General features: G+C 54.6%; 14 protein-coding genes. All 14 read left to right on the top strand.

All coding sequences use genetic code 11. The annotated features are described in order from the left end of the window. Positions 1-296: 296 nt before the first annotated feature. The 14 genes from ACP26L_RS12365 to ACP26L_RS12430 all read left to right on the top strand — a co-directional run bounded on the left by ACP26L_RS12365 (position 297) and on the right by ACP26L_RS12430 (position 24,445). Positions 297-2,141: a cache domain-containing sensor histidine kinase gene (locus tag ACP26L_RS12365; protein WP_426452812.1), complete on the top strand. Its 1,845-nt coding sequence runs from the start codon at positions 297-299 to the stop codon at positions 2,139-2,141. Next, on the top strand, positions 2,119-3,663 hold the full coding sequence (locus ACP26L_RS12370; protein WP_426452813.1) for a response regulator transcription factor: 1,545 nt from the start codon (positions 2,119-2,121) through the stop codon (positions 3,661-3,663). Before ACP26L_RS12365 ends, ACP26L_RS12370 begins: the two co-directional genes overlap by 23 nt. 171 nt (positions 3,664-3,834) lie before the next feature. Further along, positions 3,835-5,076 carry an ABC transporter substrate-binding protein gene (locus ACP26L_RS12375; RefSeq protein ID WP_426452814.1) on the top strand — a complete coding sequence of 414 codons (1,242 nt, stop codon included), beginning with the start codon at positions 3,835-3,837 and terminating at the stop codon, positions 5,074-5,076. A gap of 117 nt (positions 5,077-5,193) precedes the next feature. Further along, entirely contained in the window at positions 5,194-6,141 is a 948-nt protein-coding gene (locus ACP26L_RS12380; RefSeq protein ID WP_426452815.1) for a carbohydrate ABC transporter permease, read from the top strand. Positions 6,142-6,146: 5 nt separating this feature from the next. Then, complete coding sequence (locus ACP26L_RS12385; RefSeq protein WP_426452816.1) at positions 6,147-6,971, top strand: carbohydrate ABC transporter permease; 825 nt, start codon at positions 6,147-6,149, stop codon at positions 6,969-6,971. An 85-nt stretch (positions 6,972-7,056) separates the two neighbouring features. After that, positions 7,057-9,138, top strand: coding sequence for a glycogen debranching N-terminal domain-containing protein (locus tag ACP26L_RS12390; protein ID WP_426452817.1), 2,082 nt, complete (start codon positions 7,057-7,059; stop codon positions 9,136-9,138). Positions 9,139-9,141: 3 nt separating this feature from the next. Next, entirely contained in the window at positions 9,142-10,785 is a 1,644-nt protein-coding gene (locus ACP26L_RS12395; protein WP_426452818.1) for a glycoside hydrolase family 13 protein, read from the top strand. A 39-nt stretch (positions 10,786-10,824) separates the two neighbouring features. Then, complete coding sequence (locus ACP26L_RS12400; RefSeq protein WP_426452819.1) at positions 10,825-11,310, top strand: stalk domain-containing protein; 486 nt, start codon at positions 10,825-10,827, stop codon at positions 11,308-11,310. Between the two features lie 373 nt (positions 11,311-11,683). After that, complete coding sequence (locus ACP26L_RS12405) at positions 11,684-12,658, top strand: LacI family DNA-binding transcriptional regulator (RefSeq protein ID WP_426452820.1); 975 nt, start codon at positions 11,684-11,686, stop codon at positions 12,656-12,658. A gap of 191 nt (positions 12,659-12,849) precedes the next feature. Continuing rightward, positions 12,850-13,758 (top strand): ABC transporter permease, encoded by a 909-nt coding sequence (locus ACP26L_RS12410; RefSeq protein WP_426452821.1) that lies wholly within the window; start codon positions 12,850-12,852, stop codon positions 13,756-13,758. Between the two features lie 12 nt (positions 13,759-13,770). Beyond that, positions 13,771-14,679, top strand: a complete 909-nt coding sequence (locus tag ACP26L_RS12415) for a carbohydrate ABC transporter permease (protein ID WP_426452822.1) — start codon at positions 13,771-13,773, stop codon at positions 14,677-14,679. Positions 14,680-14,797: 118 nt separating this feature from the next. Continuing rightward, complete coding sequence (locus ACP26L_RS12420) at positions 14,798-16,408, top strand: ABC transporter substrate-binding protein (RefSeq protein WP_426452823.1); 1,611 nt, start codon at positions 14,798-14,800, stop codon at positions 16,406-16,408. Between the two features lie 125 nt (positions 16,409-16,533). After that, positions 16,534-18,054: a glycoside hydrolase family 32 protein gene (locus ACP26L_RS12425; protein ID WP_426452824.1), complete on the top strand. Its 1,521-nt coding sequence runs from the start codon at positions 16,534-16,536 to the stop codon at positions 18,052-18,054. A gap of 319 nt (positions 18,055-18,373) precedes the next feature. After that, positions 18,374-24,445: an S-layer homology domain-containing protein gene (locus tag ACP26L_RS12430; protein ID WP_426452826.1), complete on the top strand. Its 6,072-nt coding sequence runs from the start codon at positions 18,374-18,376 to the stop codon at positions 24,443-24,445. Positions 24,446-24,508 lie beyond the last annotated feature (63 nt).

The following is a 24,508-nucleotide window of genomic DNA, read 5'->3' on the forward strand; positions in this document are numbered from 1 at the left end:
CTCCGGTGCCCCTCGCGGTCGTTCTGGTCTTATTCCTCTATGCGTAAGAAGTGTATATGTGAATCCGGGCTTACCTACAATTGCGCCTCATTTAATCAAGCGTACGATTGATCGATTCGTCACAACTGAAAGCCGCATCCTTTCCTCCAATGGCTGCGGTATTCTTAAGGTTTCCTGAGTGCTTTTCCCAGCCTGCGGCCAGGTCCTTTCCATAAAATGCAATAGATCTCCGGACCTCTTCGGTTTATAGTTAGAAGCATACGGACCATTCATTCTTGCAGAGCGAGTTGATTAGTATGATAAGGATTAAGGAATTGATCCAGGAACGCCTTCGCCAATCCACACTGAGAGAGAAGCTGATTCTGGCGTTCTCCGCGTTCATCATCATTCCCTTCGTGACCATCGGCGGGACACTGTCCTGGCTGTACGTCGATTCGAATCGGAGTATGATATTGGATACCGCCCTCGAAAACAACAGGCAGATTATCCGCAATATCGATACCTCGCTGGGCCCGCTGCTACGGCTTTCGATGTACCCCGTGCAGAACCAGACGCTACTGCTCATGATGCATAAGGACTATGATGCCGCCATCTATCCGCTGTATGAGAGGCAGCAGGATTACGATACGGCCGGCGATATTGTGAAGAACAGCATCCGGCTATACTCCGATCTGCTTGATTCCGTCGTGATCTACCAAAGCGGGGGTGGGATCGTGCTCGGCCGCAGCAATGACGATTATATGAATCACAACTATCTGGAACAAGAATTCTACCGGGAGCCGTTCGTGCAATCGGTCATCGCGAAGAACGGACAGCATGTTCTGATCGGCGTCCATCCCGATCGGCTGATGTCCTATGACCGCAAGCCGGTGGTCTCGGTTGGGCGGGCGATCGTCGATCCGTATACGAAAGAAGCCCTCGGACTGATTCTCCTGAACATCGGCGTAGACCAACTGCGGTCCTTATGGAGCGATATCCGGTTCACCGAGAACACGCGGTTCTATCTCGTGGACGAGAACGATCGGATCATCTACAGCCCGAACAGCGATGAGATCGGCCATTCCGCGGCAGAGCGGCTTGGCGACGACTTTGTGGTGATCAAAGGGGAGACGCCGGAGGCGACGCAGAATGCGGAGGAATATTTTATCTCGTTTGGCTCAGAGATCTCGGGCTGGAAAGCGATTACGATCATCCCGAAGAACGAGCTGTTCGGCTTCGTGGACACCATCGTCCGGACGATCACGATCTCGCTGCTCGTGCTGCTGACTTTATCGATCGGGGCCTCCGTCTATATCGCCACTGGTATTACCCGGCCGCTGCTGCACCTGCAGAAGAAGATGAAGTTGGTATCGCAGGGACATCTGGATGTGACAATTGATATTCACCAGGGGGAGGTCGGCAAGATCGGAATTACGATCGACCATATGCTTGGGGAGATCCGGAGGCTGATCCGGAAGATTTACGACGACGAAGAGGAGAAGCGGCAGCTGGAGCTCTTGGCCCTGCAGTCGCAGATTCATCCCCATTTTATGTATAATACGCTGAATGCCATCAAGTGGATGGCCAAGATTCAGGGCGCCTCAGGCATCGAAGACGCACTGACCGCGTTCTCAGCCGTGATCCGGTTTACGGCGAAGACCGAGCGGGACTTCGTTACAGTGGAGGAGGAAGTGTCGTTCATCCGCAGCTATACGAAGATTCTGCAGTTCCGGTATTTCAATAAATTCGATGTGGAACTAGACGTAGAGCCGGACGTCATGGCCTGTTCCACGCTGAAGTTCCTCCTGCAGCCGCTTATCGAAAATGCGGTATTCCACGGGTTCGACGGCAACACCCACATGGGACGACTGGCTGTCCGGATCTTCGCGAAGGAAGGGTGTCTGCACATGCTTGTGGAAGATAATGGTAAGGGGCTTGAGCCGGGCCAGGAGGACGGCATCGCTCAAACGGCAGGAGAGCAGCTGAACGGTATTGGGGTAAGCAATATCCGCAAACGGATCGGGCTGCATTTTGGCGGGGAGTACGGATTGAACATCACAAGCAGACCGGGCGGGGGCACGACGGCGGAGGTCGTCGTACCGCTGATCCGCGGTCAGGAAGAGGAGGGAGGAGAGAACCATGAGAATCATCGTAGTGGATGACGAGCCTCTCGTTCGGGTGGGTATCAAATCGTCCATCGGATGGCAGGAGGCCGGTATGGAGATCGCCGGTGAGGCGGCCGACGGAGAAGAGGCGTTGCGTCTGATGGAGGAACTGCAGCCGGACGTGGTGCTGCTCGATATCAAGATGCCGAAAAAGGACGGGATCGAAGTTCTGACTGAGATGAAGACCCGGGGTCTACGGTCGAAGGTGATTGTGCTCAGCTCCTTCGACGACTTCCTTCATGTGAAGCAGGCGATGAAACTGGGGGCCGTAGATTATTTTCACAAGCCGAGCATGGAGATCGGTGAAGTCATGAAGGTATTGAGCGGGCTGCAAGCAGAACTAACGTTGCCTTCGGGCGGAAGAGTTGACTTCAGGGAGCCGGCGGCTGCCGGACCGGAAAAGGAAGCAGCCCTGCGAGCGCTGCTGACCGGACAGACCGAGTATGCCGCAATAACAGGCATCTCGGAAGGGAACCTACACGTGGTGCTGTTCACCGTGAAACAGTATGCCGATGTGCTTAGACGCTACACGAAGGAAAGTCCGGCGATTCTACCGAATACGATCCGTCACCTGATGGGGGAGCTCCTCTCCCATGAGAAGCAGGCGGAATTCGTTCAGGTCGAGGAGAATCTGTATGCTGTCGTGATCGGCTACAGCGAGTCGAAGAGCGTCCATGCTGCATTCACCTATGTGAACGATACGGTGATCCAGATCCACTCTTCGCTGAAGCAGTTCCTGAACATCGATACGGTGTTCGGCCTCAGCGAGCCGTTCCACTCGCTGCGGGGGACGGCGCAGGCTCTTTCGCAGGCACGCCAGGCCCTCGACCAGCGGTTCTATCACCCGGGTGAGCCCCTGTTCTATTACCGCCCGCAGCCTGCCGGTCAGGAGGAGGCGTACGAGCGCATCCAGGCCTGTACCGCGGCGATGAAGAGCGGGATCCGCGAAGAGAAGTACGACCTGCTCGCCGGAAGCTTGCAGGAGTGGGAGGCGCTGGTCGAGCAGTATGAGTGTCTCACCGGCCGGGAAGTCCGGATGACGTATGAGGGGCTGTTGTTCATGCTCCAGGAAGGGGAGACGGATGCGGGGACTGCGGACCGGACAGAGGAGCTCGAATCGTTCGCGGACATGTCGGCTTATTACCACGGGCTGATCAACCGGCGGCTCAAAGCCAAGATTACCGGTCCGGCCAGGGAGTATAATCCGCTGGTGAGGCGGATCCTGCAATATCTGGAGACGAGCTACCAGGAGGCGATCTCCCTGAAAGGGCTTGGCGATCTGCTGCAGGCGAGCCCGAATTATGTCAGCCGGATCTTCAAGCAGGAGGTGGGCCGTGGGCTGTTCGACTATCTCAATGAAGTGCGGATCGAGAAGGCAAAAGAGCTGCTGAAGGATCCCACTTACAAGATTTATGAGGTGGCCGAGCTCGTCGGCTTCAAAAGCCAGGTGCATTTCACCATCGTGTTCCATAAATACATGGGGATGGCTCCCAAGGATTACCGCAGGGAGACGGGTTGATTCCGTTTAAGAAAAGTACATTCCAATAAAAAAACGGCCCATTCACGGGTTTCCTGAAATATCCAAGTGTATTTCATTAAACGAATCGTGGATGGGTTAATTTTTTTTTGCTTCCAAACGGGCTACGATAACAGCAGGACAGCACACTACACCAATCGTAGGGGGAACACCATGAATAAAACATTGAAACTCTCGGCTGCGGCGGCCTTGACGCTGGCGCTCGCCGCTTGCGGCAGCGGTAACGACAACGGCGCGGCAACATCTGGTGCTTCGGGAGATGCGGGCGTGAAGAAGACGACGGTCACAATGGGCTTCTGGGGCACGGCGCAGGACCTGAAGACGTATCAGGAGGCGGCGAACACGATCTCCGCCCAGTATCCGAACATCGAATTGAAAATCAAGCAGTATCCGAGCAGTGACCAGTTCTGGAACGCGCTTCCGGGGGAGATCGCCGCGCAGGTGGCTCCGGATTTTATCAAAATCTCTAACGAAGGCGCTTATGAGTATATTCAGAAGGGACTCTTCACACCGCTCGACGAGCTGGTCGCTTCCACGAAGGTGGACATGAGCATCTTCAGTGAAGCGGTCACGAACATCTGGAAGGCGGACGGCAAGCTGTACGGGGTGCCGAACAGCTCCTCTCCGGCCATGTTCTTCATCAACGAAGAGATGTGGAAGAATGCCGGACTCGGCGCATACCCGACGACCTGGGACGAAGTTGAAACGGCGGCGAAGAAACTCAAGACGAATGACGTATACGGCATCACGATCAACCTCGATCCGTACCATATCACGAATTATGCGAAGAGTTTCGGGGGCGGCTGGGACAACGGCAAGTCGATCAATTCCAAGGAGAACGTGCAGGCGCTGCAGGAGATCTTCGACCTCTACGCCTCGGGTGCTGCGGTTACGCCGAAATCCCTGGGCTACGGCTGGGACGGAGAGGTTTTCGCGAACAAGAAGTCGGCAATGACCACCGGCGGCCACTGGTACAAGAGCTTCCTGAAGGACGCTGCGCCGGATCTGAACTATGCGGTTGTTCCGGTTCCCAAAGGAACGGCGCAGGGCAGCACGATGATCTCCGACGCCTATGTGGTGCTCAAGGATGCCAAGAACAAGGAGGCGGCGCTGCAGGCGGCCTACTACATGACGAACGAGAAGACACAGACCGAGTTCCTGAAGCTTGGCAACAACTCTGCGGTGAAGAGCCTCTCGGCCAAGTATTTCGAAGAGAACCCGGAATTCAAGGAGCTGAAGCCGGCGCTTGACTACAGCACGGACTTCGCGTACCCAGCGGATTCAAAGCGGTTCAAGGATGAGCTAGTGAACCAGCTGGAGAGCGCCATCCTGGGCGGCGTGAAAAAGAGCCCGCAGGACATTCTGGACGGCATCCAATCCCAGTTCAAGCAGTAGTACGCACGCGCTGCATGTAAACCCCGTTGAAGCGATCCCGTTCCCGGTGGGGGACGGGATTTTTATTCCCTAAGGGCTCTCCCGAACCCCTGACTTACACACCTGAGGAGGTATCGTATGGCTGTATATCCTAAACCGGGTGCCGCTGCGCATTCTCTGCCGGTCAAGAAGACCTCTTGGCTCAGGACTGTGGCCGATTCCGACAATGCCGTCGGCTGGCTGTTCTCGCTTCCCTTTCTGATTCTCTGGGCGTGGTGGTTCCTGTATCCGTTCATCCAATCGTTCACCCGCAGCTTCCAGAATGCCAACTTCGCTGCTCTGGATAGTGCCAGGTTCATCGGTCTCCAGAATTATCTCAAGATCTTGAACGACCAGGAGTTCTACCGGGCGGTCCTGCATTCCCTGGAGCTCGTGGTGGTTGCGGTTCCGCTGCAGACGGTGATCGGCCTGCTGATGGCCATTCTTATGAACCGGAAGATCAAGGGCAAAGGCGTGTTCCGCACAATCTTCTTCATTCCGTACATCACTTCGACCATTGCGGTGACCACCGTCTTCATGATGCTCTTCAAGCAGGGCAGCTTCGTGACGAAGTTCTTCACGCTCTTCGGTCTGAAGGATGTCACCTGGTATGCCAGCACGGATTATGCCCTGTGGTTCGTGGCGGTTCTCTTCATCTTCCAGCAGTGCGGCTTCAGCATGATCGTCTACCTGTCCGCGCTCCAGGAGGTGCCGAAAGATCTGTACGAAGCGGGACAGATCGACGGCGCCTCGAAGTGGGCCCAGTTCCGCTACATCACGGTGCCTTACCTGAAGCCGATCACCTTCTTCGTCGTATCCGTGGCCACGATTCTCGGCTTCCAGATCTATGACCAGATTGCCGCGATCTCAAGATACGGGGCACTGGGCTCGCCGGCGGGCGCCACGAATACGGTCGTGACGTACTTCTACCAGCATGGAATCCGTTACATGAACATCGGCTACGGCAGTGCCGCAGTCGTTCTCTTCTTCTTCATTATCATGATCATCACGTTTCTCCAGAAAAAGCTGCTGGACGAGAAGGGGTGAACCACATGACAGCTTACCAAAGACTTGGCGGGCTGGGCAATTACGTCCTGCTGTTCGCCCTCGGATTTATATTTGCCCTGCCGTTCCTCTATACCTTGTACACGTCCTTCGTAACGATGCAGGACGTCAACAAGCTGACGCTGGACGCGCACTGGACGTTCCAGAACTACAAGATTTTCTTCTCGAACCCGGCCTATAACGTGCCCCAGTGGCTCGCCAACACGGCAGTAATGACGGCGCTTGTCATCCTTGGCAATCTCATCATCAACCCGATGGCCGGCTTCGCCCTGGCCAAGGTTCAATTCGCAGGGAGGAAGGGAATCTACTGGATCGTTGTGGCGACGATGATGGTGCCGTACCATATGATTCTCATCCCTGTGTTCGTGAACGTGGCGCAGCTGGGCTGGCTCAACTCCTATGCGGCGCTGACGGTGCCGTTCCTGTACCAATGCCTTTACATCTTCATGCTGCGGCAGTTCTTCATCTCGGTGCCGGGGGAATTCATCGAAGCGGCGCGCATCGACGGGCTGACGAAGATGGGGGCGTTCTGGCGTATCGTGTATCCGCTGGCGAAATCTTCGCTGATCACGATGTCGATCCTGGCTTTCGCGGGCACATGGAATTCGTACCTCATTCCTAGCACGATGGTCACGGACCCCGAGCGGTACGTGCTTGTCGTCGGCCTCAACAGCGTCAAGGATCTCTTCTTCGAGAATACGCCGCTTATCATGGCCGGTGTGGTGCTCAGCACGCTGCCGATCCTGGTGTTCTTCTTTATCTTTCAGAGACAATATATCGAGGGTGTGTCGAGCTCCGGTATCAAGGGCTGATGTGTTGAAGGATTATGTGTCAAAAGATATTCGGCTTATGCCCGCCGCTCGATGGGCGCGGGTAATATAAAAGGAGATGGGTTCAATGGATTATCGTGTCATCAAAGAAGGGGACCTGTTCTTCCTCACGGCTCTGAACGGGGATACCGGTGACGGGGAGACGGGACAAGGGCTGTACACCCAAGATACCCGGTTTCTGAGCCGCATGGAAGTGCGGATTGACGGAGAGCGGCCGGAGCTGCTCTCGTCCGAGGCGGACCGCAGCTATGCGGCCTCGTTCCGGCTCATGCGCGCCAGTAAGGATGAAGGCGCTGTGGAGCTCAGCCGGGAAAGGTTCATCTATGCCGGCGGGCTGTACGAGAGGCTGGCTGTGACGAACTATTATCCGAAGGCGAGAGAAGTCCGGCTCTCCGTCCGCTTCGATGCCGACTTCCAGGATATGTTCATCGTCCGGAAGTACCGCGCCGGGGAAGTCGGGCACATCACGGACCGTTCGGCAGACAGCCGGTCGTTATCCATCCGTTATGATGGGAAGGACGGGATTACGAGGGAGACGCATGTGCAGTGGGATGTGCCGGCGGATACCGCAGGTCCGGACGGAAGGATAGGATTCAGCATCCGGCTGGAGCCGCAGGAGCGGAAGGAGATCTGCTTCTTCATCACTCCGGTTCTGAATGGGGCACCCGGGGCGGAAGCACACACCTTCGAGGAGGGGCTTGGGCTGCTGGAAGCTTCCTATGGGGAGTGGTATGAACATTCAACGCGCGTCACCTCCGATCACGACGTCTTCAACGGGCTGTACCGCAGGGGAGTAACGGACCTGCGCATGCTGATGACCGACGTGGGATACGGCGCTACTCCTGCGGCCGGGCTGCCGTGGTTCGCCGTTCCGTTCGGGCGGGACAGCGTCATTACGTCCCTGTTCATGCTGCCCTTGAACCCCCGGCCGGCCGCAGGCACGCTGCGAACGCTGGCCGCGTACCAGGGACAGGCGTACGATGCATCACGGGACGAACAGCCGGGCAAAATCATGCACGAGATCCGCTTCGGCGAGCTCGTGCACACGGGCCAATCGCCGTTCGGCCCCTATTACGGATCGGTGGACGCTACGCCGCTCTTCCTCGTGCTGTTCGTGGAGTATGTGCGGTGGACCGGGGATCTGATCTTGGCTGAGGAGCTCCTGCCGAGCGTCATGCGGGCGCTGGAGTGGATGGATGCGGCCGAGCGGGCCGGCAGCGGCTTCCTGACCTACCGCCAGGAGGCGGAGAAGGGCTTCCCGAACCAGGGCTGGAAGGATTCGGCCAACTCCATCGTGCATGACTCCGGCGAGTACGCCGCTTCGCCGATCGCCCTCTCCGAGGTGCAGGGCTACGTGTATCAGGCGAAGAAAGGGCTGGCGCCGATTCTGGCCCGTCTTGGACAGACGGAGACGGCCGGCAGGCTGGAGAGAGAGGCCGCTGCGCTCCAGGCTTCGTTCGAGCAGGCGTTCTGGATGGAGGACGAGCGCTACTATGCGGTCGCGCTGGACCGGGAGGGGCGGCAGGTGAAGTCCGTCACCTCGAATCCGGGCCATCTCCTGATGAGCGGCCTCCCGGGGGAGGAACGTGCCGCTCAGGTAGCGAAGCGGCTGAGCGCGCCGGACCTGTTCAGTGGGTTCGGCGTCCGGACGATGAGCACGGACGCCGCCGGGTATTACCCGATGAGCTACCACAACGGCAGCGTGTGGCCGCACGACAATGCGATGATCCTGCTCGGGATGAGCCGTCTCGGCTATACGGAGGAGGCCGGACGCCTGGTCAACGGTCTGCTGAAGGCTTCGTCCGGTTTCGAGACCCAGCGGCTGCCCGAGCTGTTCTGCGGTTATGACGCTTCGTTCGGCGCCCCCGTCGCCTACCCGGGGACCTGTTCGCCGCAGGCTTGGGCGGCCGGCACGGCCGTGGTGTTCGTGCAGGCGATGCTGGGGCTCGTGCCCGATGTGCTATCCGGGACGATCGAGCTCAGCCCCTGCCTGCCGGAAGGCTTCGGCGAGCTGACGGCCGAGCGCATCCGCATCGGGGAAGGCTGTTTGTCATTGAGTGTCACGAAACAGGGAGATACCGGAGGCCTGCGAGTCGACATTCTGGAGAATACGACCGGACTTGGGCTGAACTACAGGAAGGAGGCATAAGCTGTGAAACAAACATGGTGGAAGGAAGCCGTCGTGTATCAAGTGTATTGGCGCAGCTTCTATGATACAGACGGAGACGGATACGGCGACCTGGAAGGCGTCATCGCCAAGCTGGATTACATCAAGGAGCTCGGTGCCGATGTCATCTGGTTAAATCCGTGCTACGGCTCGCCGGATGTGGATAATGGTTATGATATCTCCGACTACCTCTCTATCATGCCGAAGGCAGGGACGATGGATTCTTTCGATCGTCTGCTGAAAGAGGTGCACACTCGGGGCCTCAAGCTGATCATGGATCTGGTGGTCAACCACACGTCAGACCAGCACCCGTGGTTCATCGAATCACGCTCCTCCGCGGACAACCCTAAGCGGGATTATTACATCTGGCGCAAGGAAGCGAATAATTGGCGTTCCTACTTCACGCCTTCGGCCTGGGAGTTCGATGAAACGACAGACGAGTATTATTTTCACTCCTTTGCTGTCGAGCAGCCGGACCTGAACTGGGCGAACGCTACGGTCCGCGAGGAGATCTATGCCATGATGCGCTTCTGGCTGAACAAGGGAATCGACGGGTTCCGGATGGACGTGATCAACCTGCTCGCCAAGCAGGAGGGCTTCCCGGATGCGGAGCATCCGGAGAATATCTCCTATCTCGGGAACAATCCGGGCATCCACGAGTATCTCCAAGAGATGCACGAGAAGGTGCTGCAGCACTACGATATCTTCACCGTGGGCGAGATTCCGTTCGTCACGCCGGAAGACGGCGTACTGTATGTCGGCGAGGAGCGGCGGGAGCTGCATACGCTGTTCCATTTTGAAGTGTGCGATTACATGGCGCACTGGGATATGCAGCGGTTCAAAGCGATTCAGAAGCGGTGGTACGACGGCATGTGGGGCAGTGGATGGAATTCCCAGTTCCTGAACAACCACGATCACACACGTCTTGTGACGCGCTTCGGGAACGACAGGACGTACCGGGTGGAGTCGGCCAAATGCTTTGCGGTGCTGCTGCATACACTGCCTGGCATGCCGTATATCTACCAAGGGGAAGAGATCGGGATGACCGGCGTCCGTTTCCCATCGATCGATGACTACAACGACATTGCGATGAAGAACAAGTACAGGGAAGAAGTGAGGAAGGGCCGGGATCCGCAGGAAGCGTTCGAGGAGCTGCTCCACCTCTCACGCGACAATTCACGTACACCGATGCAGTGGAATTCCTCGCCGAAGGCCGGTTTCACCGAAGGTACCCCTTGGCTTAAGGTCAATCCGAACTACCGGGAGATCAACGTGGAGTCCGCGCTCGCAGATCCCGGCTCGGTGTTTTACTTTTACCAAAAGCTGATCTCTCTCCGCAAAGCCCATAAGGTGATGGTCTACGGGGATTACGTGCCCCTGTTTGAGGAGCATCCGCAAATCTATGCCTACCTCCGGGTGCTCGGAGGAGACCGCTGGCTCGTGCTGCTCAATATCTCCGAAGAAGCTGCAGACTGCGAGCTTCCGGAATCGGTGCCCGCGATGGGAATGGAGCCGCTCCTGTTCAACTATGCGGACAGGGATCCGGGGGATCTGTCCCGGCTTCTGCCGTATGAAGCCCGGGTTTACCGCCTAATTGCCGTCGTGGAGAACATCAATGGTTCCAGTTAAGTACCTCTAAGGACCGTTGCAGAAATGCTGGGCGCCGAGGTGAAATGGAACGGGGACGACCGGACGATTCATATTGATGCGAAAGACGCCCCTCCGGAGGAGGATGCTGTGCCGGCCGCACCTGCACCTGCCCAGGCGAAGTCGTTCAGTACCAGCATCGAAGTGACCAGCGGTCCCATGAGAATGCAGATCTTCAAAGTGACACTCGATCCGGCATATAAAAAGGATGATTTTCCTGTTCCGATGAAGGCGGTTGTGCTTGAAGTAAAAGTGGACAATACATCGGATGAGCGGTTAACTTGGCAGGTTTCCAACGGAAAGATCATTACCAATACACGGGAGCAAGCCAAGGCGTCCGCTGCATCGGATCCTGTAGGCGGAGAATTCAACGGGAAGGTGTTCAAAACTGGGAAGATCGTATTCGAGGTAGAACACCTGGACGGGATCACAGGCTTGGAGTACTTTACTGAGGGTGCGTATAAGGAAGGGTATAACCCGGCCGGTACCAATATCACATTGAAATAAACTCTCATTCATCGCTCTATCTCGAAAACTAGACTCTCATAATCCATGCTCCAATGCCGCAAGGGAACTGCTTCTCAGCAAGTTCCTTGCGCGCATCGTCCCAAAAGAACGGTGACCCGTTAATCTTATTTCATCGGATAGCAGCCTGCCCTCGCGGTTGTAGATGACGTCCTCGCCGATGCTGTACCCCGGTGCTATCTCGGCCAGGCGCACTGGCTGGAAATTCAGCCTCACTGGGCTGCCTGGGCCTTGCCCTGCACCTTATCCAACTCCGACGGCAGCTTGCTTGCAAAAATATATTGAAACGTTTCCAAATTAATGCTATGATATCGATATCAAGGAAAGAGGCAGTGTGCTTCCGGGAGGTATAGGCTTGTCAAACTTGAAAGATGTAGCGGAATTGGCCGAAGTGGGTGTGGGTACCGTATCGCGGGTCATCAACAATCACCCTTCGGTCAAACCGAAGACTCGGGAAAAGGTCCTGGAAGCGATCAGGCAGTTGAATTATGTACCCAATGAGATCGCCAGGAATTTCAAAATGCAAAAATCCAATCTGGTTGCGCTTCTGCTGCCAAGCATATGGAATCCGTTCTTCTCGGAGCTTGCTTATTATATCGAAGACGAGCTGGACCGCGAAGGATACAAATTGATCTTGTGCAACAGCGGGGGCAAGCCTGCGAAGGAACTGTATTATTTCGATACGCTCAGCCAGAACAAAGTAGCGGGGGTTCTCGGAATTACCTATAACGATATTGAGGGCAGTCTGAATACGGAGATTCCGATTGTCAGCATCGACCGCCACTTTTCCAAATCCGTCCCCTGCGTAACGTCGGATAACTATACCGGCGGCCGGATGGCTATGAGGGAATTGTATAGGGCAGGTGTTCGTAAGCCGGCTTTTCTGGGCGTTGTAACAGAGATTTTTAGCGAGACGATGCTTCGGAAGAAAGGGTTCATTGACGAGGCGGAGTCACTGGGGCTGGACTATATCGTCTATGAAGAGCCCGACCCTGTGATGGACGATCTGAAATACTTCGGCAACTTCTTCAAGGTTAGAGAGCATCGCGAGGTCGATGGTGTATTTGCCATCACGGATATTTTCGCGGCCAAATACATCGATCAGGCGCAGAAGTACGGGATCCGTGTTCCTCAGGACGTGAAGGTGATCGGCTATGACGGCATCCAAGATAACACGCTGTTTCATCCCATCCTATCAACGATACGCCAGCCGGTAGAGGAGATGGCCCGCACCTCCGTGAGGCTGCTTCTGAGCCAAATCGCCGGAGAATCGGTCTCGACGGACACCATTCGGATTCCGGTACAGTTCAGGCCCGGGGAGACAACGTAGCTGCTTACGCAGGGCCTGGTTTTTCCGCTCAATTTGGAAACGTTTCAAAATAAGCGGCTGCGGGTTTTTGGTCCGAATTTTGGAAACGTTTCATAAAATCATTGCGAATCCGTTTCCTTTTCGTAAAAAGGGGGGCACTATAGTTCTGAAATGGGAACGTTTCAATACATATCGAAAGTGAGGTAAACCCATTGATTTCGAGTCGTTTCAAAGCGATTGCTAACAATTATCAGCTCTATCTTTTTTTGCTGCCTACGCTTTTGTACTTTGCGGTTTTCGCTTATTGGCCCATGTACGGGGTCATCATTGCGTTTAAAGACTTTTCTGTTACGAAGGGGATCTTGGGAAGCCCGTGGGTAGGGTTCGAGCACTTCGAACGGTTCTTTACCTCCTATAACTTTAAGGAGCTGATTGGCAATACGCTTGGACTCAGTGTGCTTGGTCTGATCGTAACCTTTCCGCTCCCTATCGTTCTTGCCTTGCTGTTGAATCAAGTGTCGAACCTGCGGTTTAAGAAGTTTGTCCAAACCACGGTGTATGCCCCTTTCTTTATTTCGACTGTCGTCTTGTCGGGCATGATTCTGGTTTTCCTGTCTCCGGCGGGAATCATCAATCAGGCTATCGTGCATTGGAGCGGGAATGAACCGATTCTGTTTATGTCCCAGCCGGAGTATTTCAAAGCCATTTATATCTTATCCGATGTGTGGCAGGGGACAGGATTCAGTGCCATCGTCTATATTGCGGCACTGGCCGGCGTGAATCCCGAAGTTCATGAGGCGGCCATCGTCGATGGCGCGACGAAATGGCAGCGCATCCTGAATGTCGATCTGCCTTCGATCATGCCTACGGCGATTATTCTCTTGATCCTGGCGGTCGGCAATGTGATGGGCGTGGGCTTCGAGAAGGCGTATCTGCTGCAGACACCGACCAATTTACCGAGCTCCGAGATTATCTCAACCTATGTTTACAAGGTGGGCCTGAAGCAATCTCAGTACAGCTTCTCCGCTGCGGTGGGTTTATTTAACTCGGTCATTAACCTGATCCTGCTGATCGCCGTCAACAAAACCGCCAAAAAACTGTCCAATACAAGCTTATTCTAGGAGGGACGTACCGTGTCCGTCGGTCAGACCAACTCAACGCTTAGATCGCGTAACGATTTGATATTCGATGTCCTGAACTATTTCGTTCTGTCCGTCATCGCGCTAATTGTGCTGTACCCCTTGTATTTCGTCTTTATCGCTTCGATCAGCAATCCCACAGCCGTTCTCAATGGGGAGATGTGGATTTGGCCGAAAGGCATTACGATGGAAGGCTATTCAAGAATCATCCAGGAAGGCAGCATTTGGAGAGGGTATCAAAATACCATTCTCTATACGAGCGTCGGTACGGCTATTAACGTTCTGCTCACGGTACTGGCAGGCTACGCTTTATCGCGCAAAGATTTATATGGGCGCAGCACGATCATGGTATACCTGCTTATCACCATGTTCTTCTCCGGCGGGTTGATCCCCACCTATCTCGTCATCAAGAAGCTGCATCTGATCAATACGATGTGGGCGTTAATTCTGCCGAAGGCCGTCTCTCTCTTTAATGTCATCATTGCGCGTTCGTTTTTTCAGGATACGATTCCCGTTGAACTGCTTGAGGCTGCGAAGATGGATGGTTGTTCGGACGTTACTTTTTTTGCCAAGATCGTGCTTCCTCTCTCTAAAGCCATTATTGCCGTATTGGCCTTGTTCTACGCCGTCGGCTACTGGAACTCCTTCTTCGACGCCCTGATCTACCTGGGGGACGAACGAATGTATCCGCTGCAGCTCGTGCTGCGCAACCTATTGGTCATTCAGAACGAGCTCGCCAGCCAATTCGTGACCGATGTGGAATCGGCGGAAGTCCAGCAGCGGGTAGCCAGTTTGCTAAAGTATGGCGTCATCGTGATTGCTTCTCTGCCGTTACTCGTCGTATATCCCTTTATTCAGCGTTATTTTGTCCAAGGGGTTATGATCGGCAGCGTGAAAGGATAATCCGACCGGATTATGGGGAGAAAATCGTAAAGGGGGTGGTGGATTCCAGAATCAATGTTGGCGTGTGAGGGAAGAGGGCGGTTACTTGATCAGCGTGCATAAAAGGGAGGAACAGAAGTTGAAAAAAAGATATGCTGCATCTGTTGTGCCATTGGTCGTGGCAAGTCTGCTGGTAAGCGCATGCAACAAAAATGATTCGAACGCGTCAAAGTCGAATGAAGGCGGTACTCCGGCGGCCGATATCAATATGACCGGATACCCGATTGTAAAGGATAAAGTCACCCTGAAGTTCGTATCCCCCAAAAATCCGTTAGCTCCGGGCTTCGGCGAAATGACCTTCTTCAAGAATCTGGAGGCGCAATCCAATGTGCATATTGAGTGGAATAATATCGCAAGCGACGGCTACCAAGAGAAGAAGAACCTGCTCCTCGCGACAAACGATCTTCCGGATGCCTTCTACAACGCGCAGTTCTCTGATTTCGACTTGATTAAATACGGTAGCGAGGGAACCATTATCCCGCTGGAGAGCCTGATCGATAAGTACATGCCGAACCTGAAGAAGTTGTTCGAGACCCGTCCCGATCTGAAAGCGGTGGTTACGGCGCCCGACGGCCATATCTATTCTTTGCCATACGCGGAAGAGATGAACCTGATTAATATGCCCAACCAGATGTTCATCAACAAGAAGTGGCTGGATCAATTGAATCTGAAGGTACCGACGACGCTGGATGAGTACCATGACGCCTTGAAGGCGTTCAAGGACAGCAATGTGAACGGCAAGGGGACGGTCATTCCGCTCTCTTGGTGGTTCCAGGGCTGGTGCGGGAACGAGGGAGATCTGCTCGGGATGTTCGGAGCGCCGGACGTAACGACGGACGACCACCGGATCGTCAAAGACGGAAAGGTCCTGTATTCGCTGGCTCTCCCGGAATACAAGGAAGCCATGGCCTACTACCATACTTGGTACAAGGAAGGATTGATCGATAAGGAAATCGCCAGCATGGATGCCGAGAAGCTGAAGGCGAAAGGCAAGACCACCGATGAAACCCTGGGATCTTTTATTTGGTGGGAAGGAGCCGAGATTGTCGGTGAAGAGCGGATGAAAGACTACGTCTTGATGCCGCCTCTCAAGAATAAAGAAGGCCGGATTCTCATCGGCAAAACCAACTATTCCGAGTACTCTCGCGACTCTTTCGTGATTACGAAGGAGAACAAGCATCCGGAAATTACCGCTCGCTGGGCAGACCAATTGTATGACCCTAAGACGGCGATTGAGGCGCACTGGGGACCGATCGGCGAAGTGTACAAGGAAGAGAACGGCAAGCTTGTGAACCTGCCGGTTCCGCAAGGGACAACGGCTGGGGAGTACCGTATTAAAGTGGCGCCAGGCGGACCGGTTGTCATAACGAAGGATGCATTCGGCAAACTGGTGGACATGGAGCCGCGTGCGAAGCAGCGGTTGGACGAGCTGCAAACGCATTACTTCCCGCACCAAGCAAAAGAAAATTATCCTTTTGTCTTCTTCTCCGCAGAAGATCTGGAACAGATCAACCAAATCGAGACGCAGCTCAAAGAGTATACGAAGCAAATGAAAGCGAAGTGGCTCATGGAAGGCGGCGTCGAGAAAGAGTGGGACGGCTACCTGAAGAAACTGGATCAGATTGGACTGCAAAAGCTGCTCCAGATCTACCAAAAGGGCTACGACGATTTCAAAAAGAACAACAGCTAAAGCAAGCCGCATGATATCCAGCACATAACACAGAAGAGCAAACCGGAGCGATCTTCCCGTTGTTCCGGTCTGTTCTTCCCGAATGAAAAAGGCTTTGGCTTTACATGAGGAAGGATGAACACGAATTGAACACTCCAGACCTGAACGAAAAATCTCAGAACGAAAAATACCGGCCGCAATTTCACTTTACGCCTTCGGCCCACTGGATGAATGACCCAAACGGCATGGTTTATTTCGAAGGGGAGTACCATTTGTTCTATCAGCATCATCCGAATGGGACAACGTGGGGGCCGATGCATTGGGGTCATGCCATCAGTACGGATCTGGTGCATTGGGAGCATATGCCGATCGCGTTGAAGCCGGATCACAACGGTTTTATATTCTCGGGCAGCGCTGTAGTGGATTGGAAGGATAGCAGCGGCTTCTTCGGCGGCCGGCGGGGCCTTGTCGCGATATTTACACACGCTGATCAGTACCCGGATTCCGACCGCCCCAGACAGCGGCAGAGCTTGGCATACAGTACGGATCAAGGCAGAAGCTGGACGATGTACGAGAACAATCCTGTTCTTGACAACGAGCTGCATACGGATTTCCGGGATCCCAAAGTATTCTGGCATGAGCAAAAGCAGCATTGGGTCATGGTGCTGGCTGCCGGCGATCATATTCAATTCTACACCTCGAAGGACTTGAAGAGCTGGACCTTCGCAAGTGAATTTGGCAGAGCGGAAGGGTCACATGAGGGAGTGTGGGAATGCCCCGATCTCATCGAGCTGCCGATCGAGGGCTCCGAAGGCCAGTACAAGTGGGTGCTGATTGTCAGCATCGGAGATCATCCCGATCATCCGGAGGGCTCCAGAACTCAATATTTCATAGGACAGTTCGACGGCATAACCTTTACAAATGAGAACGCTTCGGACACGGTGCTGTGGCTGGATCACGGCCGGGACAATTATGCCGGTGTTACTTGGTCGGATGTTCAGCGACCGGATCAAGCGAAGCTGTTTATCGGCTGGATGAGCAACTGGAAATATTGCAATCTGACGCCGACGAAGGAATGGAGAAGCGCCATGACGCTTCCGAGAGAGCTGCGTCTGCGGCTTACACCTTCCGGCATTCGAGTGGTGCAGCAGCCGGTTTCGGAGCTCCAGGGCCTGAGGGAGCAGGAGCAGAGCCGGCAGTGGGGGGGCGTAACCGTTCGTCCCGGGGAGAATCTATTGAAGGATGTGAAGGGGGACCGATACGAACTCATTTGCGAATTTGACGTTGGCAGCGCGGAGGAAATAGGGTTTCATCTTCGGACCTCGGATACGGAGAAGACGGTAGTCGGATATCGTGCTGCCGAAAGACAGCTGTACGTCTGCCGAACCGACTCCGGCGAAAGTGGATTCCATCCTGGCTTCGCGTGCAGGCATGACGCAAGGCTTGAGCCCCTCGAAGGCCGGATTCATCTTCATTTATTCGTCGACCACTCTTCTATTGAGATTTTTGCCAATAACGGGGAGATGGCCATGACTGACCAAATCTTCCCTGACCCTTCCAGCGTAGGTCTGGAGCTGTATGCCATTGGCGGCGAGGCGACCATTCATCGCTTGGACTTCCATCCGCTACAATCGATCTATTCGCACGCGCCGATCTCAAGACGATAAGGCGGCACCGTTTTGTTCTCTCCAGACTATACTTCGATAAGGTCGGTATAGGATTGGGGAGACTGAACTCTTTCTAAATGTAAGCGCAATATTTGGATCTAGGGAGGACAGACTCTTGAACAAAAAGAACATTCGTTTCAGCCTGATCCATATGATCATCCTTTCCTTAGTGCTGTCGACAGGGTGCCCTGGAATCCGACTTGATAGAGCATATGCTGATGATTTTCCAGCCATGAATGCTAATAATACGGTTACGACCGCTGCCTCATCGGTATATGCGAATCCCGTGAAGCCGGATTTTAGACCCGCGAATGCTATGATGACGGGAACAAACCCTGTTACATCGATGGTATATGCGAATACCATTGAGAATCCCGGCTTTGAAACCGGAGACATGACCGGTTGGACGGTGATCGAAGGAAGTGCATTCGGTCCTGACAGCGTATCGGACGAAACCATGTTCTGGGCTGAAGGGATTCCCTATGGGCAGGAAGGCACCTACCATCTAAATGGATGGAAGTATGAAGAATCGGCCACAGGAAGGGTACGTTCTTCCACCTTCACCTTAGGCGGTTCCGGATGGATTACCTTTATGCTCGGCGGCGGCAGACACACGGATCGGGATTATATTGAAATCGGCAATGCGAATACGGGTGAAGTGCTGGCACGCTATGGCAATACGGAGTGGAGCGCGGAGAATTTCCCGAACGTAGAGCTTGGCCTGCATTTGGCCAACCTGGTGAAGTATAAGGCCGATTTGAGCTCCTATATCGGACAGCATCTGTATATCGATATCGTAGATCACGGCACTTCGGATTGGGGACTGCTGTTCGCCGATGCCATCCATACATACCATGAGAACAAACCAAGTGAGGGCGTTAGGGCAGATAATTTGTACGATCCGGGCGTGAAGGAAATTCAAAATCCCGGCTTTGAAACGGGAGATCTGAGCGGCTGGACCGTTGTGGAAGGAGATGCTTTCGGTCCTAGCAGCGTATCGAATGAAACGACCTATTGGGATGAGAAGATTCCTTATAACCAAGAAGGCCAACATCATCTGAACGGTTGGAAATACCCGGAGGAGAAGACGGGGAAGCTTCGTTCGACTGCCTTTAAGCTGGGCGGAACCGGCTGGATTACGTTCCGACTAGGAGGCGGCAAACATACGGATTTGGCCCATATCGATGTCTATGATGCCAAGACCGGCGAGCTGGTGGCGCGTTACGGAAACACGGAATTCTCTGAGCTGAACTTCCCGCATGTCGACCAGGGTCTTCGGCTTGCGAATATGGTGCAGTATAGAGCGGATTTGCGGTCGTATATAGGTGAGAACTTATATCTGGAGATTGTAGACGATGCCACAAGTGACTGGGGAGTCGTCTTCGCCGACGATTTCAGGACTTATCTCACGGATACACCGACAGGTGGTGTCCTTGCGAAGAATCTGTACCATCCCGTCCGGTACGAGCTGCGCAATCCCGGCTTCGAAACAGGCACACTGCTGGGCTGGACGGTTGTCGCCGGCACTGCCTTCGGACCGGGCAGCGTGTCCGGCGATCCGACCTGGTGGGATGAGAACATCCCCTATGGCCAGGAAGGCAGCTATCATCTTGACGGCTGGAGATATGACGAGAAGAACACCGGGATCCTGCGCTCGTCTACGTTCACCTTGGGCGGAAGCGGCTGGATTACGTTTAAGCTGGGCGGCGGCAAACACACCGATCTTGTACATCTGAACCTATACAATGCGGATACGGATGAGCTCATCGCCCGTTACGGAAATACGGAGTTCAATGATGGGAATTTCCCGAACATTGAACAAGGGATGCGGCTTGCCAACATGGTTCAGTACAGGGCGGACCTGTCCAAGTACCTGGGCGAGAACCTCTATCTAGAGCTGGTCGACAATGCCGATTCGGATTGGGGGATGATGTTTGCGGATGCTTTCTTTACCTACCATGAATCGGTTCCGACGGATGGCGTTCTTGCAGCCAATTTATACTCGTCCACGCCGGAGACTCTTGAAAATCCAGGTTTTGAGACCGGTGATTGGAGCGGTTGGACCTTGGAAGGCGAAGCATTTACCGGCGCGCTGACCGATCAGTCCAGCTTTGGTGACCCTGCAGCGCCCTATGGACAGGAGGGTACCTATCATGTGTCCGGCTATGGTAAAGCGGACCAAGCTACGGGAACGTTAACGTCCCGTCCCTTCAGGCTCGGCGGAACGGGATTCGTCTCTTTTCTTGTAGGCGGCGGAGCTAACCCGAACCACCTTTACGTGGCCCTGGTCCGGGCTTCCGATCAAGCCGTGTTGATGAAAGCGACCGGGACCCAGTCGGAGCAGTATACCCGCACCCGTTGGGATGCAGCGCCTTATCTCGGCCAGGAGGTCTATATTCAAGTTGTAGACGGGGATCCGGCCGGACATATCAATGTCGATGATTTTCAGGTCAAAGGATCCGGTCTGATCGGCAGCTGGCATTTGGACGAAGGTCAGGGAGCGGCGGCCAAGGACGATGTCCGCAATAAGAATGATGCGGTTCACTATGTATTCAACAATGCCAAATACAAACCGAACAGTGAACCTTTATGGAGACAAGGCGCGGCCGGCAAAGGGCTGCTCTTTGATGGCTACTCCACTTGGATAGCCAGACCTGCGAATGAAATCGCCAAGCCTACGGATGAAATCACCATCGAATCCTGGGTTGCCCCCAGGTCTTATGAGTGGGGGGATGGGGGAAAGCTGTCGGCGATCGTCAATCAATATGACAGTGATACCCGCACCGGCTACATCCTTGGCATGGGCCGTCATGGCAAGTGGTCGTTCCAGGCAGGGATTAACGGGAAATGGACGGAAGTATGGGCCGATGAAGACAAGCCGCTCCCCAAGTTCGAGTGGTCTCACATCGCTGCTACCTACAGTAAAACCGACGGGAAGTTGAAGCTGTATTTGAATGGCGAATTGGCAGGTACCTCAGCAGCGGAGAAGAAGCTCCCCCTCTCTCCGGCGAACCAAGATTTTATGATCGGCAAAAATAACTCCGGCGTTGTGATTAACGGGGCCTTCACCGCCAATATGTTTAACGGCATGATCGATGAAGTGAAGGTGTTCAATCGGTCTCTGACTCCAGAGGAAATTCAAAACGACTATCATACCGTCACGTCGAATTTTGAGGGAGGCATTGCTCCTGCGCCTTCCATGGACTTTGACCGGAGCGTGTACGATGGAGACCGCTATCGGCCCCAGTATCATTTGATCGCGCCCGGCCACTGGATGAATGAGCCGCACGCTCCGCTCTACTTTGACGGCAAGTATCATATCTTCTATCAGTTTAATCCGCAGGGTCCTTACTGGCATCAGATTCATTGGGGGCATGCGGTGAGCGAGGATATGGTGCACTGGAAGGATATGCCGGTTGCTCTTGCCCCGGAAGCGGGTTCGGAAACCCCGGACGGGGTGTGGTCCGGCAGCGCGGTTGTCGACGACGATGGCAATCCTGCGTTGTTCTTTACGGCAGGGGATGACAAGGCTTCGCCTAACCAGGCGACGGGACTTGCCAGGAGCACCTTCACGAAAGACGGTGATGTCAACCTGAAGAATTGGGTTTACCACGGAACACCGGTCACCACTCAAGCGCCTAACCTGCCGGCGGACGAAGGCGAAGTGTGGTTCGGCAATTTCCGGGACCCATACGTATGGAAGGACGGGAACACGTGGTACCAATTGGTGGGGTCCGGAATCAAGAATGTAGGCGGAACGGCATTGCTGTATACCTCGGAGGATATGGTTCACTGGACTTACCAAGGTCCGTTCTTCGCCGGCAATTATGAGAAGTACCATAAAACCGGGCAGGTGTGGGAGCTTCCGGTATTCCTGCCGCTGGGCAAAGACAGCAATGGAACGATGAAATATGCCTTTTTTATTAATCCGTGGTTCGACCACTATGATGCAGATAATGTGAAGTATGTCTTCCACTGGATTGGTACCTGGGATAAAGCCAACAACAAGTTCGTCCCCGACCACGAGGAACCCCGCATGTTCGATTTTGGCGAACATTTTACCGGTCCGAGCGGTATGGTGGATGGTCAAGGACGTTCGATCCTGTTCAGCATTACCCAGGATCGACGTACAGAACAGCAGCATGCGGATTCAGGCTGGGCGCATAATGGCGGGCTGCCGCTCGAGTTATCCTTACGCAGTGACGGCACGCTCGGTGTGGAGCCGATTACAGAGCTTCAATCTCTCCGCGGCCGGAAGCTGGTAGATCTGTCGCAGGCTTCCATAGGAGCCGCCAATGCCAAGCTGGCTCGAGTGCAGGGCGACATGCTGGAGGTTGTCCTGGAAGCCAGAATCGGTGCAGCGAACAAGGTTGGTATTTCGCTGCGGAAGACCGCCGACGGCAAGGAGGAGACCCGATTGGTTTATGATGCGGATCAGCAGCTTCTGAACCTGGACAGATGGAAATCTTCTCTGGATCCGGATGTGCAGAAGGGGATCCAGAGCGGCAGGATGGAGCTCGATGGGGATGTATTAAAGCTGCATATCTATCTCGATCGCTCGATGCTGGAGGCCTATGCCAACGGGAAGAACAGCATCACCTCCCGGATTTATCCGACACGTGCCGATGCACTCGGCCTTCGCTTGTGGAGCGAAGGGGGACAAGCCTCCATTGAGAAATTGCAGGTATGGGAGATGAATTCCGCCTATGGAGATACGGTACCAGCGAGCTGGCCGGCTCCCGAGGTTCAGAAGACGCCTGTCGGCGAACTGCCCAATGCCGATTTCGAGAAGGGCGATTTGTCCGGATGGACTGTGGAAGGCAATGCATTTTCCAATCGGAATGTCGTGAAGGTGAATGATTGGGGTTGGGGCGGGCCCTTTAACCAGGCCTCGGCTGCCAAGGACCCCGAGCGCTATCATTTGTGGGGATTTACACCGGAGATCGGGGATTCTGCGACAGGTTCCCTGACAACTCAACCCTTTACGTTAGGCGGGGAAGGCAGGATCAGCTTCCTGGTTGGCGGCGGCAAGGATATCGACAAACTTTATGCTGCTCTGGTTCGTGCTTCGGACGGCCAGATTCTAATGAAAGAGACCGGAGACAACAATGAGGCCTACCGCCGTGTAACGTGGGATGCTTCGGCGTATAAGGGAGAGCTCCTTTATATTCAGGTCGTCGACCAGGCGACAGGTGGCTGGGGGCATATCAATTTTGACAATCTGAATGTTCCGGTGGCGTTGAAGGGAAACAGCCGCCCCGGCACTGCCGGCGGGATAGCCATTGATCCGAGACCGGAGGTGGTGAACCTCCCGCAGGCCGATCATGATGGCAAAGTTGCCGTTTCGATTGCCGGTGATGCCAAGCAGGTCGTTCTTCCCGCGGATGCAGCCGCCATAACCAACAAGAATATCATCGAGATTTCCAATGACCATCTGACGGTTACCATCCCAGGCAGCGTTCTGGTGAAACTGCAAAGTTTCCTCCCGGCAGATGAACGGAAAGATGCGACGATCCTTCTTAGAATGGAGCCCGTGTCTGCATCGGATCAAACCATGCTGCTTAACAAAGCGGGAGAGAAGTCGCATGCGAAGCTGACCGCTGCCGGGGATATGCTTGAATTTTCGCTTGCCATTGTTGGCAAAGACGGAGTGGAAAAGACACTATCCCAGTTTGACGAAACGATTGTAATTTCATTTACACTCTTACCTGATGTCAAGACAGAGCTTCTGGGCGCCTACTGCATCGAAGATGACGGTTCTATGGAGTATGCGGGGGGCCGGATGGAGGACGGCAAGTGGACTGCGCACATCAGCCATTTCAGCAAGTATGCCGTTGTCCACTACGACAAGAGCTTCTCGGATGTGAGCGATTCATTCTGGGCGGCGGGAGTCATTAAGGAAATGGCGGCCAAACACATCTTGGACGGGATCAGTGAAACGCAGTTCGCGCCGAACCAGCCGGTGACTCGCGCCGAATTCACCGCCTTGATTGTGCGGGCACTTGGCCTTGGTGCACAAGGGGCCGTGATGTTCACTGACGTGTCGCCAACAAGCTGGTACGCAGGTGTTGTGGCTGCTGCCAGCGAAGCGGGCATCGTGACCGGACTCTCGGAGACCAGCTTCGCACCGGATGCGGTCATAACCCGAGAGGAGATGGCGATCATGCTTGTACGTGCCTATGGGAAGCACGCTAAAAGCTCCCAGGCGGACGTGGTCCAAGCCAAAGGCTTTGCTGACGAAGGAACCGTCAGCACCTGGGCGCTGGATGCAGTAAGAAAGGCGCAGGCACTGGAGCTGATTAACGGACGCGGCGACGGTCTATTCGTGCCCAAAGATCAGGTGACCCGCGCGGAGAGCGCACAGGTGATAGCTAATTTGATGGCGTGGTAAGGGCGGGGTACGGTTCATGACGTTGAAGGGGACTGGACTCTCAAGCTTAGAAGGCGGGGTGAA

It is taken from the genome of Paenibacillus sp. S-38, assembly GCF_049942825.1.
Lineage (GTDB): Bacteria > Bacillota > Bacilli > Paenibacillales > NBRC-103111 > Paenibacillus_G.

Bases quoted from the DNA above. Each gene is read 5' to 3' on its own strand.
- ACP26L_RS12365 (WP_426452812.1), top strand. From the start codon at position 297: ATGATAAGGATTAAGGAATTGATCCAGGAACGCCTTCGCCAATCCACA.
- ACP26L_RS12370 (WP_426452813.1), top strand. From the start codon at position 2,119: ATGAGAATCATCGTAGTGGATGACGAGCCTCTCGTTCGGGTGGGTATC.
- ACP26L_RS12375 (WP_426452814.1), top strand. From the start codon at position 3,835: ATGAATAAAACATTGAAACTCTCGGCTGCGGCGGCCTTGACGCTGGCG.
- ACP26L_RS12380 (WP_426452815.1), top strand. From the start codon at position 5,194: ATGGCTGTATATCCTAAACCGGGTGCCGCTGCGCATTCTCTGCCGGTC.
- ACP26L_RS12385 (WP_426452816.1), top strand. From the start codon at position 6,147: ATGACAGCTTACCAAAGACTTGGCGGGCTGGGCAATTACGTCCTGCTG.
- ACP26L_RS12390 (WP_426452817.1), top strand. From the start codon at position 7,057: ATGGATTATCGTGTCATCAAAGAAGGGGACCTGTTCTTCCTCACGGCT.
- ACP26L_RS12430 (WP_426452826.1), top strand. From the start codon at position 18,374: ATGACGGGAACAAACCCTGTTACATCGATGGTATATGCGAATACCATT.